Origin of the sequence: Marinobacter sp., from assembly GCF_035268745.1 — a bacterium.
Lineage (GTDB): Bacteria > Pseudomonadota > Gammaproteobacteria > Pseudomonadales > Oleiphilaceae > Marinobacter.
Genome location: NZ_DATFKH010000124.1, coordinates 1 through 13,488 on the forward strand (window position 1 = coordinate 1; position 13,488 = coordinate 13,488).

At 57.9% G+C, this 13,488-nt stretch carries 14 protein-coding genes; 7 read left to right on the forward strand and 7 right to left on the reverse strand.

Going from position 1 to position 13,488, the window contains the following annotated elements:
• From VJ956_RS10120 to VJ956_RS10130, 3 genes are all read right to left on the reverse strand, one after another.
• On the reverse strand, positions 1-1,923 hold a 1,923-nt coding region (locus tag VJ956_RS10120), incomplete at its 3' end, for an acetyl-CoA hydrolase/transferase C-terminal domain-containing protein (RefSeq protein ID WP_324084409.1).
• Between the two features lie 100 nt (positions 1,924-2,023).
• Positions 2,024-2,338 carry a hypothetical protein gene (locus tag VJ956_RS10125; RefSeq protein WP_324084411.1) on the reverse strand — a complete coding sequence of 105 codons (315 nt, stop codon included), beginning with the start codon at positions 2,336-2,338 and terminating at the stop codon, positions 2,024-2,026.
• A 184-nt stretch (positions 2,339-2,522) separates the two neighbouring features.
• Positions 2,523-3,560: an NADP(H)-dependent aldo-keto reductase gene (locus VJ956_RS10130; protein WP_324084413.1), complete on the reverse strand. Its 1,038-nt coding sequence runs from the start codon at positions 3,558-3,560 to the stop codon at positions 2,523-2,525.
• Positions 3,561-3,829: 269 nt separating this feature from the next.
• Between VJ956_RS10130 and VJ956_RS10135 the strand changes: the two genes are divergently transcribed.
• Complete coding sequence (locus tag VJ956_RS10135) at positions 3,830-4,399, forward strand: phosphatase PAP2 family protein (RefSeq protein WP_324084415.1); 570 nt, start codon at positions 3,830-3,832, stop codon at positions 4,397-4,399.
• Here VJ956_RS10135 and dinB read toward each other — a convergent pair.
• On the reverse strand, positions 4,383-5,447 hold the full coding sequence (gene dinB / locus VJ956_RS10140) for a DNA polymerase IV (RefSeq protein WP_324084417.1): 1,065 nt from the start codon (positions 5,445-5,447) through the stop codon (positions 4,383-4,385). The genes VJ956_RS10135 and dinB overlap by 17 nt on opposite strands.
• Before the next feature lie 111 nt (positions 5,448-5,558).
• On the opposite strand from dinB, the gene VJ956_RS10145 reads away from it, so the two are divergent.
• From VJ956_RS10145 to VJ956_RS10170, 6 genes are all read left to right on the forward strand, one after another.
• Positions 5,559-5,849: a DUF1244 domain-containing protein gene (locus VJ956_RS10145; RefSeq protein WP_324084420.1), complete on the forward strand. Its 291-nt coding sequence runs from the start codon at positions 5,559-5,561 to the stop codon at positions 5,847-5,849.
• A 44-nt stretch (positions 5,850-5,893) separates the two neighbouring features.
• Positions 5,894-6,610 carry a septum site-determining protein MinC gene (gene minC, locus VJ956_RS10150; protein ID WP_414674426.1) on the forward strand — a complete coding sequence of 239 codons (717 nt, stop codon included), beginning with the start codon at positions 5,894-5,896 and terminating at the stop codon, positions 6,608-6,610.
• Between the two features lie 80 nt (positions 6,611-6,690).
• Positions 6,691-7,503 carry a septum site-determining protein MinD gene (minD, locus tag VJ956_RS10155; RefSeq protein WP_324084424.1) on the forward strand — a complete coding sequence of 271 codons (813 nt, stop codon included), beginning with the start codon at positions 6,691-6,693 and terminating at the stop codon, positions 7,501-7,503.
• A gap of 3 nt (positions 7,504-7,506) precedes the next feature.
• A complete protein-coding gene (gene minE / locus VJ956_RS10160) occupies positions 7,507-7,761 on the forward strand; it encodes a cell division topological specificity factor MinE (RefSeq protein WP_324084426.1) in 255 nt (84 codons plus the stop codon).
• Between the two features lie 117 nt (positions 7,762-7,878).
• Complete coding sequence (locus tag VJ956_RS10165) at positions 7,879-8,373, forward strand: HPP family protein (RefSeq protein ID WP_324084428.1); 495 nt, start codon at positions 7,879-7,881, stop codon at positions 8,371-8,373.
• Positions 8,374-8,393: 20 nt separating this feature from the next.
• On the forward strand, positions 8,394-9,779 hold the full coding sequence (locus tag VJ956_RS10170) for a PhoH family protein (protein WP_324084430.1): 1,386 nt from the start codon (positions 8,394-8,396) through the stop codon (positions 9,777-9,779).
• An 11-nt stretch (positions 9,780-9,790) separates the two neighbouring features.
• On the opposite strand, the gene VJ956_RS10175 is transcribed toward VJ956_RS10170, so the two are convergent.
• The 3 genes from VJ956_RS10175 to VJ956_RS10185 form a co-directional block, all read right to left on the reverse strand.
• Entirely contained in the window at positions 9,791-11,140 is a 1,350-nt protein-coding gene (locus tag VJ956_RS10175; RefSeq protein WP_324084431.1) for a sigma-54 dependent transcriptional regulator, read from the reverse strand.
• Positions 11,137-12,951, reverse strand: coding sequence for a sensor histidine kinase (locus VJ956_RS10180; RefSeq protein ID WP_324084433.1), 1,815 nt, complete (start codon positions 12,949-12,951; stop codon positions 11,137-11,139). Before VJ956_RS10180 ends, VJ956_RS10175 begins: the two co-directional genes overlap by 4 nt.
• A gap of 105 nt (positions 12,952-13,056) precedes the next feature.
• The coding region (locus VJ956_RS10185; RefSeq protein ID WP_324084438.1) for a TRAP transporter large permease subunit at positions 13,057-13,488 on the reverse strand (432 nt) is incomplete at its 5' end.

Below are 13,488 nucleotides of genomic sequence, written 5' to 3' on the forward strand. Positions count from 1 at the left end.
ACCACCACCAGCGGTTGCCACTGTGTGCCTGACATGCGCCGGGGTATTGTTGCGCCAGCCCATGGGTATCCGGAACTCCGGGTCCACCTTGCCAGCCTTCCTGGCCTGCGCCAGAAGGTCCTCCTGAAACCGCGAGTCCGCGATGCGGATCAGACGCAGATAGACCTCTTCGTCCGGTTGCCCGCGAATGTCAGCAATGCCGTACTCGGTGACAACAATATCCCGAAGGTGGCGGGGTATGGTGCAATGCCCGTAACTGAACACAATGTTCGACAGGGTTTTCTGACCCGATTTCCGGGTACTGCGAAGGCAGATAACGGAGCGCGCGCCCTCAAGTTCGTGGGCCATGGCGACAAAGTTGTACTGGCCACCCACACCGCTGACAACGCGACCGTCTTCAAGACCATCGGAAACCGCCGCGCCATTGAGAGTCTGCATCATTGCCGAATTTATAAAACGCCCGTGAACCCGCTGTGCGGATTTAAGACGCTGATTGCCATAGGCGTGATCGTAAAGATGATTGATGTAGTTCACGCTGGTCATGCAGATGCGCTGACGGTCGGCAGCAGGCAGATCGCGCAGGCGCTGATAGAAGGATTCCGGGCCAATGTAGAAGCCCCCGTGAATCACAATGCCGCCGGTCAGGCAGCTTCCCAGGGCGAGCCCGCTGATGGCTTCACGGGACTCCCGATTATCCAGATCGGGATCCAGGGACTGCTCACCAACCCGCAGCCGGCCGCCCTTGTACTCCACCTCCGGTCGCAGAATGCCATAGCCCCTCAGCCAGGACACGTCCCGGGCCCGCAGCGGTGAATCGATCAGATCGTTTTCCCTGAGGACATCCAGGGTTTCCAGCGACACTTCCTGACCGATCCGGCCATCATTGATGAGTTCCTGGAGACCCGCGTGGTTGTAGACTTCACGGTGGATAACACCGGTCTCCAGCAAATAGAGAAATCCGTCCACCATCATTTCACTGCAGCCGTACAGGCCCTGCTCAAATGGCTCCACCCCGCCAATGGATTCCACCACCGGGAAGTTATCCGCCACGTTCAGGTAATCGTATACTGATTTCCATTGACTGTTATGGCAATGCCGGAGAGTTGCATTGTGAACCAGGGCCGAGCCCAGGGAACCAATGCCGACCTGAAGCGTGCCGCCATCTTTCAGCAGCGCGCTGGCGTAAAAGCCAATGAGGTGGTCCTCCGGGCTCACAGCCATCGGCGGCGCTGAAAAAAGCGGGTAATCCGAGCGCGGATGCTCAAGCACAATATCGAACTCGGAATCCCGGATGGCGGCATGATTGCCCATGAAGGGCAGATACCTGTTCAGTTCCCCAACCAATGCCACGGGTTCACCGCCAGCCTCCCGCTGTCTTAACAGCGGAATCAGATCAAGGGTGAGGTCCGGATTACTGCTCAGACTCACCATCCCCTTGCTACCGGGCTCTGTCGGCGGCGCGACCATCTGGGCTACCACATTGACACCCAGCGCCATCAGATCGCGGACCGCATGGGTGTAATTGGTACAGACATAGTGTCGCTGCTGTGAGGCGTCGTTCAGGAACGAACCTGCCTTGAAGAAGAATTCGGACACCGAGACGTTCGGCGGCAGACGCTTGCGAAGCACGTCCCTGGCGTAATCCAGCTCGGGTATATCACCATAAAGACGTTCGGCAAACGGCTCGATAAAACGTTTTTCGAGGGAGGACCGGCCAGCGGGGGCGGTCAGTGAGAGCGCGGTGAGAATGTGCAGGTTGATCGTCGGGTCGGTAATAGCCCGCTCATATAGCGCATTAATGAACCTGACCGGTTTACCGAGCCCGAGCGGAAGTCCAATGGTAATGTCTTTCCCGACCCGCTGGATAAGCTGATCAACGCATGCCTGGCTGTCATTGAGCATTAGCGGCTTATCGCTGGCCATGTGCAAGCTCCATTCTGGCATCAAAGAACGATTGCGAAAAACGGATGATCACACGGCAGGACCGATCAGACAATGGCGGGGAATGTCAGGCAAACCGGGGTCAGAAGTTCCATTTCAGGTTCAGACAGGCACCTTCTTCCAGAAGTGCAATACCATGGTCCGGTTTTGCCGCCTGCGACGCATAAGTGCGCCCGCTGGAACCGGAATCAGACAGACTGAGACTCAGCAGGCGTGAGCCCAGAGCCGTATACATATCGAAGGGCTCGCGCTCGAAGTCACCAGACATCTGCTCCTGCAGGGTATAGACGTCCTGCACCGGCACTTCATCAGCCATTACCCGATCACTGGCTTCAGCGCGGACCACAAAAGCCAGCATATTGAGTGCAAGAAGACATGCAAAGATACGAATAATCATTACTTTCCGGACCCTTAATCGAGCGTGGAGTCTAATATGGCCTTGGATTTAAGTCTAACGGTCGGGTACATAATTACTGTGAATTAACACACAGTAACGGCGGTATAACGCCACTGAAGCACCGCTTTTTTGTCAGCAAAACAGAGTTTTCTGTGACAGCAGGTAACTGTTTCCCCGCGGCCCGCTACGGGCAAGGATTGGTAAAATCCTCATGGACGGATTCAATATCGGAGAGGACCTGATCGTCCAGAACAAGCGAAGCAGAACCGATATTCTCGCGCAATTGTTCGAGGGAAGTTGCCCCGATGATATTGCTGGTTACGAAGTCACGGCTCGTTACATAGGCCAGCGCCATCTGCGCCGGCGACAGGCCATGCTTCCTGGCAAGATCCACGTAGGCCCGGGTGGCGGCTTCGCCGCGGCTACCGGTGTAGCGGGCAAATCGCGTATAAAGGGACAACCGTGCGCCCTCCGGCCGCTGTCCGCCCAGATATTTACCGGTGAGGACGCCGAATGCCAGCGGGGAATAGGCCAGCAACCCCGCCTGCTCGCGGCAGGCAATTTCCGCCGACCCCACTTCAAAGGTGCGATTCAACAGATTATAGGGATTCTGGATACTGGCGATTCGCGGCCAGCTTCGCTCCCGGGACAGGCGCAGATACTCGGCCATGCCCCAGGGAGTTTCGTTGGAGATGCCGACATGGCGGATCCTGCCTTCCTGCACCAGTTCGTGGAGTGCTTCCAGGGTTTCCTCAATGGGCGTCGACTGCTCGTCCGGCTGATGCTGATAGCCCAGCTTGCCGAAGAAGTTGGCGTTGCGATCGGGCCAGTGAACCTGGTACAGGTCTATATAGTCGGTCTGTAACCGCTGGAGGCTGTCTTCGCAGGCTTTGCGGATTTGGCTGCGGGTAAGTCTCGGGCCATTACGCAGATAGGTCAGCCCGTTGCCGGGGCCGGCCACCTTGGAGGCAATCACCAGATCATCACGCCGGCCACGTTTTGCCAGCCAGTTACCGAGATACGACTCTGTCAGCCCCTGGGTGTCTGCCCTGGGGGGTACCGGGTACATCTCCGCAGCGTCGATGAAGTTGATGCCTTCAGCCGTGGCTAGGTCAAGTTGCGCGGCGGCGTCACGCTCGGAGTTCTGCTCGCCCCAGGTCATGGTACCCAGGCAAATTTCACTGACGGCAATATCGGTTCTGCCAAGCCTGCGGGTTTTCATGCGTCCTCCGGATTCGCTGGTTTTTGACTTTTACAGCCAGAGTGTCAAAATACTGTCATAAAGCTGTCACAAACCTGTCACGTCGCGTCGGCACTTTGGTCATAGTGAACACGCAATTCCCGGGAGACAGAGTGACAGAGCCAGCCAGACCGCTCCCGGGCAGCACTACATTAGCATTGTTTGCCAGAGGTTTCCGCCGCAAGTCAATGGTGTGGCCAGTCCGCTCAGGTACTCATGCAAGAAATTATTCGCCACAGAGGCGCTCAGTCATGTCCGTCACAAGGAAGGCTTCACATCTGTTTGATTCGGTAGATCAGCGGGAATTCCTGCTCTGCCAGTCCGTTAACCAGTTACTGCGTTACTGGCCCATACGCCGCTACTTCAGCGTTGTCAGTCGGCTCGGCGACGGCTGGGTCTGGTATCTGGTGATTCTGGCCCTGCCCGTGCTGTATCCCGACCAGGGTCTCGGCATTGCCCTGGCCATGGTCACCACAGGTCTGGTGTGCACGCTGATCTACAAGCTGCTCAAACAAAGACTGGTAAGGGAGCGGCCTTTTATCTCCTTCACGACCATCAACTGTGCGCTGCCACCACTGGACCGTTACAGCTTTCCATCCGGTCATGCCCTGCACGCGGTGTGCTTCAATACCATGCTCGCCCTTGCGGCGGTGCCGGCACTGGCGTGGTTAATGCTGCCCTTTACCCTGAGTGTGGTCGCGTCGCGGGTTATTCTGGGGTTGCACTACCCGACCGATGTGGCTGCCGGCGTCCTGATTGGTGGCTGCCTGGGCCTGCTGGCAACCCAGCCCCTGATCAATCTTTTTACTCAAACAGTCTGAGCTGGGTGGTGGGCGATTCATCGTTGCGGAACCTCACTCCCAGACCCAGCAGGCGTACCGGCCTTGCGGTATTGGTCACAAGTTCGTCCAGCAACGGCTGGTAATCCTCCAGCCCGGGCTGCTGAATCTGATCCCGGACCCGCTCGAGGGTGTGGGTCGAAAAATCACTGTAACGGATTTTCACGAACAGTTTGTGGATAGGTTTGCGCCCGGCTTTGCGCCTGAGCCGCAGGTTCAGATTCGCCACCAGCGCAGCCATCACCGAATCACAGGCGTTTTTATCCGGCAGATCCTCGGAAAAGGTCCGCTCGACGCTCACGGACTTGGCAATCCGCGACACCACAACTTCCCGGTTGTCCCGGCCAAACGCCATTTCCCGCAGCCGATAGCCCTGCTTGCCGAACCGCTCCAGCAGATCCTCAACAGGCACCTGCTGGAGGTCACCACAGGTACTCACACCGAGGTCATGCAGCTTGCCGGCCGTGACTTTACCCACCCCGAAAAGCTTTTCTACCCGCAGCGCTGCAACGAAGGATTCGACATCACCGGGCCTGATCACAAACAGACCGTCAGGCTTTTCCCAGTCGCTGGCAATCTTTGCCAGAAACTTGTTCGGAGCAACGCCCGCCGAAATGGTAATGCCTACCTCATCCCGTACCCGTTGCCTCAGGTACTTTGCCATCAAAGTGGCGCTGCCTCTATGGTCGGTGACTTCGCTGACATCCAGAAAGGCTTCGTCGAGGGACAGCGGCTCTACCAGATCAGTCAGCTCACGCAGAATCGCCATCACCTGCTGCGATACCCTGCGGTAGCGGTTCATGTCCGGCGGCACGGTGACCAGCCCCGGGCAGAGCCTGCGGGCTTCACCCCCGGGCATGGCAGAATGCACGCCGAATGCCCTGGCCCGGTAGTTACAGGTAGTCACTACACCACGGCCGCCCTGCCCGCCAACGGCCAGAGGGACATCCCGCAGGGTGGGGTCATCGCGCATCTCCACTGCGGCATAAAAGCAGTCACAATCCACGTGAATAATCTTGCGTTGGGTCATGGCGATTCAGTCAGATAAATAATCTGTATATATGTACAGCCTTGTATCTTAAGGTAACATGCCGAGAATGTCAGGATTGTTTAAAACTAACCGTCAATCGGATGCCTTGTTATGACCGACCAGATTCCCCGGGATTCCCGAACCGAAATTGAAGCTGCCGCCTTTCGCAAACTGCTGAGACATCTGCGCGAACACACCGAGGTCCAGAATATTGAGCTGATGAACCTCGCCAGCTTCTGCCGCAACTGTCTGTCGAAGTGGTACCGGGCCGAGGCCAGCGAACGCGGCTTTGACCTTTCAGACCCGCAGGCCCGTGAAATCATCTACGGCATGCCGTATGAAGAGTGGAAAGCGACCTATCAGAGCGATGACAAGAAAGAACTGAAGGACCAGCCACAGTGAATCCGGCCAGGCAGTGTTTTCAGATAAAAAGCGCCAGTGTGTCCATGACTGCTCTGGAGCTGTACTTTTTTGATGAGAGCGAATTTGATCAGTCGCTACGAGACAAGATCAACCAGGCACCCGGCTTTTTCAGGGACACCCCGCTGATCATCAGCCTTGAAAAATACGAGGGACCAAGCAGCGAACTGGATTTCTTTAAAATCATCGGCAACTGCCGCCGGCACAACATTCACGTCATCGGCGTAAGGGGCGGCACCGACGACCAGCGCAGGCTGGCCCGTGGCGCCTCACTGGCCCTGTTACCCGGCGGCAACCAGCGTGACCGGGAAATCAGCGAGCCGGCAGTGGAAGACGCCGCCGGGGTGGCCGCCGGACAGAATAAGGCGCAAACTGGGCCAGTCCGGAGCGCTGAACAGTCCGGAGCGGCGCCCGCACGCATCGTCAGCCAGCCTGTCCGCTCCGGCCAGCAGGTATGCGCATCAGAGGGCGACCTGATTGTTCTGGCTTCGGTTCAGGCGGGTGCCGAAGTGCTGGCGGCGGGCAACGTGCACGTCTACGGGCCGTTACGAGGCCGCGCCCTGGCGGGTATTCACGGGGCTGAACATGCCCGGGTTTTCTGCCAGTCGCTGGAAGCAGAGCTTGTGTCCATTGCGGGACAATATAAAATCTCGGAAGATCTACAGGACAACGGCTGGAAAACTGCCGTCCAGATCCAGCTCAAGGACGATTCGCTGGTGGTAACGCCATTGGACAGGGGCTGAGCGCCGGCGGTTCCGGGTCAAGCGCCCGCGGCCCGGGCAACAAGACAATCACCAATTCACTGCAAAACAGGGATGCAATCTTGGCTAGAATCATTGTCGTTACCTCAGGAAAAGGTGGCGTAGGCAAAACCACAACCAGCGCTTCGATCAGCACCGGGCTGGCGAAGCTCGGCCACAAAACAGTGGTTATCGATTTTGACGTCGGCCTGCGGAATCTCGATCTCATCATGAACTGTGAACGCCGGGTGGTGTACGATTTTGTCAACGTCATCCAGGGCGAGGCCTCGCTCAACCAGGCGCTGATCAAGGACAAGCGTGTCGAAACGCTGTACATCCTGCCCGCGTCCCAGACCCGGGAAAAGGAAGCCCTGACCAAAGAGGGCGTGGAAAAAATCATCAATGAGCTGTCCGAGCGTTTCGACTACATCGTGTGTGACTCGCCCGCCGGTATCGAGCATGGCGCACTCATGGCTCTTTACTACGCCGACGAAGCCATCGTTGTGACCAACCCGGAAGTTTCCTCGGTTCGGGATTCCGACCGCATTCTGGGCATCCTGCAAAGCAAATCCCGGCGCGCCGAAATGGGCCAGGACCCGGTCAAGGAGCATCTTCTGCTGACCCGGTACAACCCCGACCGTGTCGAAAAAGGCGAAATGCTCTCGGTGGCCGATGTGGAAGAGATTCTGGCCATTCCGCTGCTGGGCGTGATTCCGGAATCCCAGATCGTTCTCAACGCCTCCAACCAGGGCGTACCGGTCATCCTCGAGGAAGACAGTGACGCCGGGCAGGCCTACGAAGATGCTGTGGCACGGCTGCTGGGCGAACAACGGGAACACCGCTTCATGGCCTCGCAGAAAAAAGGCTTCTTCTCACGGATGTTCAAAGGAGGCTAGGGAATGAGTTTCCTGGACTATTTCAAAACCAGAAAGAACACCCGTACCGCCAGCGTTGCCAAAGAGCGCCTGCAGATCATTGTCGCCCACGAACGTGGCCAGCGGGGACAGCCCGACTACCTGCCACAGCTGCAGCAGGAACTGCTGGCGGTGATCCGCAAATACGTGCAGATCACCGACGATATGGTGCAGGTTGAGGTGGACCGGACCGAGAACCATTCGGTACTGGAACTGAACGTCACCCTGCCTGAGCACTGAGCCAGACAGCGGGTTCCGGACACAAGGCAGGGCCCGGGAAATCCAATCAGGGGATGACGGGTCCTGGCGGAACAGCTAAGCTCTGATAACACGGAATCACATGGAGCCCCTACGTCGATGACCGTCCTTGCCCATGAGATCATGACTCCCAGTATAAAGGCTGTGCCTCAGTCATGGACCATGGATTGTCTGGCAAGATTTCTCACCGACAATGAAATTACCGGCAGTCCGGTCACTGATGACTCTGGTGAGATCGTCGGTATCGTCACCCTCAAGGACATCACCGAGTTCCGCTGGAATGCCAGCCGCGAAAATTCCGCCGAAAACCCTCTGACCGACGAAGAGCAGCAGGAGGCCCGCCACCTGCGCATGGTCATTTTCGAGGAGATGGGAAAAGTACCGGTGGAAGTGCGGGATATCATGACGCCGATCGTGCTCAGCGCTGACGAGCAGACACCGGTCCAGGATATTGCCGACATGATGATGGCCGAGCACCTGCACCGTATTTTTATCACCAGAGAGAAAAAAATTACTGGTATCGTAACAACCTACGATATGCTCAAACTGATCTCCGATAAGGAACTGACCAAACGCTGTATCGGCAACGGCTGAAAAGAGAGGTATCGCACCCTATGCCAAGAGCACCGCAGGCTCGCAGAAAGATGTATGTCCTCGACACCAACGTCCTGATCCATGATCCCAACGCCCTCCTGAATTTCGAAGAACACGATGTCATCATCCCGATGACCGTCCTTGAAGAACTCGATAGTCTCAAATCCGGAAAACAGGCCGTTGCCGCTGACTGTCGCCAGGCTATCCGCAATATCGACAAACTGCTGGGCGATGCCAGCCCGGGGGAAATCGAGAAAGGTGTTCCCATTGTACGCGGCAAGAAAGCACAACCCCTGGGTGCGTTGTCGATTCTGATGAGCACCGAGCATCAGGGCAACCACGGTCTTCCTGAACACCTGAACGACAACAGGATCATCAACGCCCTTGCGGCGCTGCAGACCCGCCATAAGTCCCGGGACATTATCCTGGTCAGCAAGGACATCAACATGCGGCTGAAAGCCCGGGGCTTTGGCGTGGAAGCCCAGGACTATCACAACGACATGTTGCTGGACGACATAGACCTGCTGCCCAAAGGCTACAAGGAATTCCCGAATTCATTCTGGGACACCATCGAGAAAGTGGAAACCATTCATCGGGAGGGGGTGACCGAACACATCCTGCGCCGCGAGGGTGACCTGGCAAAGCTGACCATCAACGAGTTTGTCATCGACGAACAGGGTTTCGTGGGCAAGGTATCTGACGTCAGCGACGATCAGCTGGTGATCCGCGACCTGCACCAACGTGACCTGATACGCGAGGAAGTCTGGGGCCTGATCCCCCGGGATATCTACCAGGCCATCGCCCTGAACCTGCTGCTGGATCCGGACATACATCTGGTTAACTTGACCGGTTCCGCCGGCTCCGGTAAAACCATCCTGGCGCTGGCAGCCTGCATTGAAATGACTGTTGCCAGCAAGCTCTACAAGCGCATCATTGCCACCCGCAGCACCCAGGGCCTGGATGAAGATATCGGCTTTCTGCCCGGCACCGAGGCGGAGAAAATGGAGCCCTGGCTGGGCGCCATCGTCGATAACCTGGAAGCACTCCACGAAGACGATGAGAACATGACCGCCAGCGTGGACTACATACTCAGCAAGGTGCCATTGCACTTCAAGTCCATGAACTACATTCGCGGCCGCAGCTTCCAGCACAGCCTGATCATCATCGACGAATCCCAGAACCTGACACCCCACCAGATCAAGACCATCATCACCCGCGCCGGCAATGGCTCAAAGGTTATCTGCCTGGGCAATCTGGCACAGATCGACACGCCTTACCTGAGTGCCCTCAGCTCCGGCCTGACCTACATGACTGAACGCTTCAAGAGTTTCCGCCATGGCGGACACATACACCTGCAGGGTGTGCCACGTTCAGTGCTGGCGGAATACGCGGAGGCGAACCTGTAAGGCTGGCCGGGTCAGTCCTTGAACTGCGCTTTGTCCAGCCCGTGCTTTTTCATCTTGTCGTACAGCGTTTTCCGGGCAATCCCCAAATGGACCATGGTGTCCTTTATGCTGCCCTGGCTCGCATTCAGCGCACTGATAATGGCCGAGCGCTCGAACCCGTCCATCATTTCGGAAAGAGTCTGGCGCCCGGTGACGTCGGCGGCGGCCGGGTCGTTTTCATCCAGCGCCGCGGGGCCAAGCAGGACATAGCGTTCCGCCAGGTTTCGTAACTCCCGGACATTACCCGGCCAGGAATGCTGCATCAGCCGCGCGGACTGACTGGCATTCAGCGGAATGCTTTCACGGTCATAGCGGGCGGCGGCAATCAGTACAAAGTGGTGGAACAGCATCGGGATATCCTCCTTGCGCTCGCGCAGGGGCGGAATATCCACCTTGACCACGTTCAGCCGGTAGTACAGATCCGCCCGGAACTCACCTTCGCCACTGAGAGCCTTGAGGTCGGCCTTGGTAGCAGCGATGATCCTGACATCCACTTCCTGTACCTGGTTGCTGCCCAGGCGCTCCACCCGCTGTTCTTCCAGCACACGCAGCAGCTTCACCTGCAGCGTCATCGGCATGCTTTCCACCTCGTCGAGAAACAGGGTGCCCTGATTGGCATGCTCGATCTTGCCGATGCGTCGCTTGTCGGCGCCGGTAAACGCACCGGCTTCATGACCGAACAGTTCGCTTTCAATCAGGTTCTCCGGCACGGCACCGCAGTTGATGGCGACGAAATTGTGGGCACCGCGGGGGCTGCTTTCATGGATATAGCGGGCCAGCGCATCCTTGCCCGAGCCGGTCTCGCCCTGCAGCAGAATGTTGGCGGAAATATCCAGGATCGGGTCAATCTTTGCCATCACCTTCTGCATGCTGGGGGAGTCACCAAGCAGACGCGGGCCCGGCTGCGCCAGATGTTTCAGTTGTGCTTTCAGACGACGGTTTTCAAGGGCAAGGTGACGTTTTTCCAGTGCGTGGCGCAGCAATTCAATCAGCTCGTCCTGATCAAACGGCTTTTCGATGAAATCATAGGCTCCCTGCTGCATCGCGGTGACGGCGGTGCTGATATCACCCTGTCCAGTAAGGATGATAACGGGGATGGCGTCGTCTACCGCCCGGATCGCTGCCAGCATCTCGAGCCCATCCATCTCCGGCATGTTGTAATCGCACAACACCACCCCGCTGTACTCCTGGGTAATGCTTTCAAGCCCTGTCGGGGCATCGGCAAAACAGAGCACCGGCAGCTCTTCCAGCGTCAGGGTCTGGGCAATTGCCTGGCGAATGTGCGGGTCATCATCGACAAAAATAACCGAGGGTGCTGTCATTTTCCGGTCTCCCGCTTTTTCAGGGTCAATACAAATTCAGCACCCGATCCATCCACCCGGTTATGGCCGGTCAGCCGGCCACCCAGGGCATCCACGATCTGGCGTGAAATCGACAGCCCCAGACCAAGCCCCTGCTTGACCGATTTGGTGGTGAAAAAGGGCTCGAAAACCTGCTCGGTATTACCCGGCAGGCCGGAGCCATTATCGCGGACGGTGCAGTAACATTGCTGGTCATCATCGGTAATGTCGATGGTGATCTCCGGTTCTTCCCGCTCCTCGGCGGCCTGAACCGCATTGGCCAGCAGGTTCACCATCACCTGCTCAATCCGGATCAGGTCACCGTGGCACTGAACCGGCTCTGACGGTCGGTGCCAGTGAATCCGGGTGCTTGAACTGTTCTGCTGGGCGGTAATGATCTTCAGCGCCGCATCCACGGCCAGCCGCAGGTCTACAAGTGTTGGCGGACCTTCCGATTTGCGGGCAAACACTTTGAACTGGCGGGTCAGTTCCGCCATCTTGTCGCACAGGCTGACGATCTCGATGAGGTTGGAATCAACCATTTCTGCCGCGCCTTTTTCCAGAAACCGGCGGCTGTTTCTGGCATAGGTCTGAATGGCGGTAAGCGGCTGGTTTATCTCATGGTTCAGGCCAGCCGACATCTGCCCCAGCGCCGCCAGCTTTGCCGCCTGAATCAGCTCATGCTGGGTTTCCCGCAACTCATCCTGGGCGTGCTTGCGTTCGCGAACCTCTTCCAGCAACTGCAGGTTCGACCGCTCCAGATCCGCCGTCCGTTCGGCCACGCTGCGCCCCAGCTGTTCCCCCCGCAGGGCCAGCTCGGCCTCACGGCGATACCGCTCGCGCACATACAGCCAGGTCAGCAGGCCGCCCAGGAACAGGGTCGTTCCCGCCATCACAAATCCGAGCCGGGTCCACAGCACCGACCGGGTACTGACCATCACCTGTAGCGTCCAGTCCAGCCTCGGCAGTGGCGTTCTGACACTCAGGTATTCCCTGCTACTGCGGTCCTCCAGAACCCGGATTTTGCGGGAACGGTCGGACACCCCCGCGGGCTTTTCCAGCACCTCGAAATCGATCGGATGCAACTGGCGGTCGGGGTATCGCCGGCGGGAAGCCTCACCCGGCGGCGGCGAGTCCGGACCATTGAAATCCCGGTACAACCAACCCGGCCTGCTGGCCAGGAAGCTGATACCGGCCTGATCCAGCACCACCATCTGTGCCTCCAGGGACGAGGCCGGCCGCTGCCACTGCGATTCCAGCTCCTGTACCAGCACCTTGACCACAATCACCCCCAGTACGCCACCCCGCTCGTTGCTGACCGGATGCGAGAAGTACAGGCCGCGGATATCGGACATCTGGCCCAGCGCAAAATAGATGGCAGAACGGCCCGTTGCCATGGCATCACTGAAATAGGGCCGGAAGTGATAGCTCTGGCCCAGAAAACTGTCTTGCTGGAGATAATTGCTGGCGGCGATGGTCAGCCCCGTTGCATCCAGCAGGTATACATCCGAGCTGCCAACAATGGTCGCCATTTTCTGCATTTCTTCGTTGGCCTGGAGGATGATTGCAGCGTCGTCAGGAGAATCGAGCGCATCTTCCAGCAGCGGGTGCTCGGCCATCAGTTCGGGTATGGGCAGATAACGGTCAAGCTCGTTGGCTATGAGCTGGCGATAGCGGAAGGATTCTTCCAGGCTCTCCTGTTCAGCCTGCCGATAACCGACCCAGCCTCCCAGTGTCCAGGACACCAGCAGAGCCAGGCCAAAAACAAGCAGGGCACCAATCCGGTAGGACATAGAAACCGGTTCCTCGGAAAACCGCTGGTGAAGCGCCGGAAACCGGGCAGGACAATCGCGCACTGGCGCGGCTGCCTGCCCTGACCCGGTCTGTCAACGGGGAAATCAGGCGCCCGCAGGCGATATACGGTGCCTGCGCTGGCGCTGCAGCACGAAGGACACGACTGCCAGAGAAACACCGGCAAGATCCGTCCACAGACCACCTTCAATCATCAACAGCGCCGACAGAATCAGCATGATGCGAACCGGCCAACCGGCGTTAATCTTGAAGAACCAGCCCAGAACGCCACCGGACAGCAGATACACGCCAAAAGTTGCGGTTATCAGCGCACGGGCGATAACGAACCAGTCCCCGTCCATCAATAGCGCACTGTTGTAGAAGAACATGAACGGGACAATAAACGCCGCGATACCGATACGGAACGAGGCTACCGAGGTTTCCATGGCATTGGCGCCGGAAATACCGGCCGCTGCATAGGACGCCAGCGCAACCGGCGGAGTAATGGCCGACACCACTGCAAAGTAGAACACAAAGAA

What these genes read in the sequence shown, in the direction of transcription:
- VJ956_RS10130 (WP_324084413.1), bottom strand. Translation starts at nt 3,560, where the DNA reads ATGAAAACCCGCAGGCTTGGCAGAACCGATATTGCCGTCAGTGAAATT.
- VJ956_RS10135 (WP_324084415.1), top strand. Translation starts at nt 3,830, where the DNA reads ATGTCCGTCACAAGGAAGGCTTCACATCTGTTTGATTCGGTAGATCAG.
- VJ956_RS10180 (WP_324084433.1), bottom strand. Translation starts at nt 12,951, where the DNA reads ATGTCCTACCGGATTGGTGCCCTGCTTGTTTTTGGCCTGGCTCTGCTG.
- VJ956_RS10145 (WP_324084420.1), top strand. Translation starts at nt 5,559, where the DNA reads ATGACCGACCAGATTCCCCGGGATTCCCGAACCGAAATTGAAGCTGCC.
- minE (WP_324084426.1), top strand. Translation starts at nt 7,507, where the DNA reads ATGAGTTTCCTGGACTATTTCAAAACCAGAAAGAACACCCGTACCGCC.
- minC (WP_414674426.1), top strand. Translation starts at nt 5,894, where the DNA reads ATGACTGCTCTGGAGCTGTACTTTTTTGATGAGAGCGAATTTGATCAG.
- VJ956_RS10170 (WP_324084430.1), top strand. Translation starts at nt 8,394, where the DNA reads ATGCCAAGAGCACCGCAGGCTCGCAGAAAGATGTATGTCCTCGACACC.
- dinB (WP_324084417.1), bottom strand. Translation starts at nt 5,447, where the DNA reads ATGACCCAACGCAAGATTATTCACGTGGATTGTGACTGCTTTTATGCC.
- VJ956_RS10125 (WP_324084411.1), bottom strand. Translation starts at nt 2,338, where the DNA reads ATGATTATTCGTATCTTTGCATGTCTTCTTGCACTCAATATGCTGGCT.
- VJ956_RS10165 (WP_324084428.1), top strand. Translation starts at nt 7,879, where the DNA reads ATGACCGTCCTTGCCCATGAGATCATGACTCCCAGTATAAAGGCTGTG.
- VJ956_RS10175 (WP_324084431.1), bottom strand. Translation starts at nt 11,140, where the DNA reads ATGACAGCACCCTCGGTTATTTTTGTCGATGATGACCCGCACATTCGC.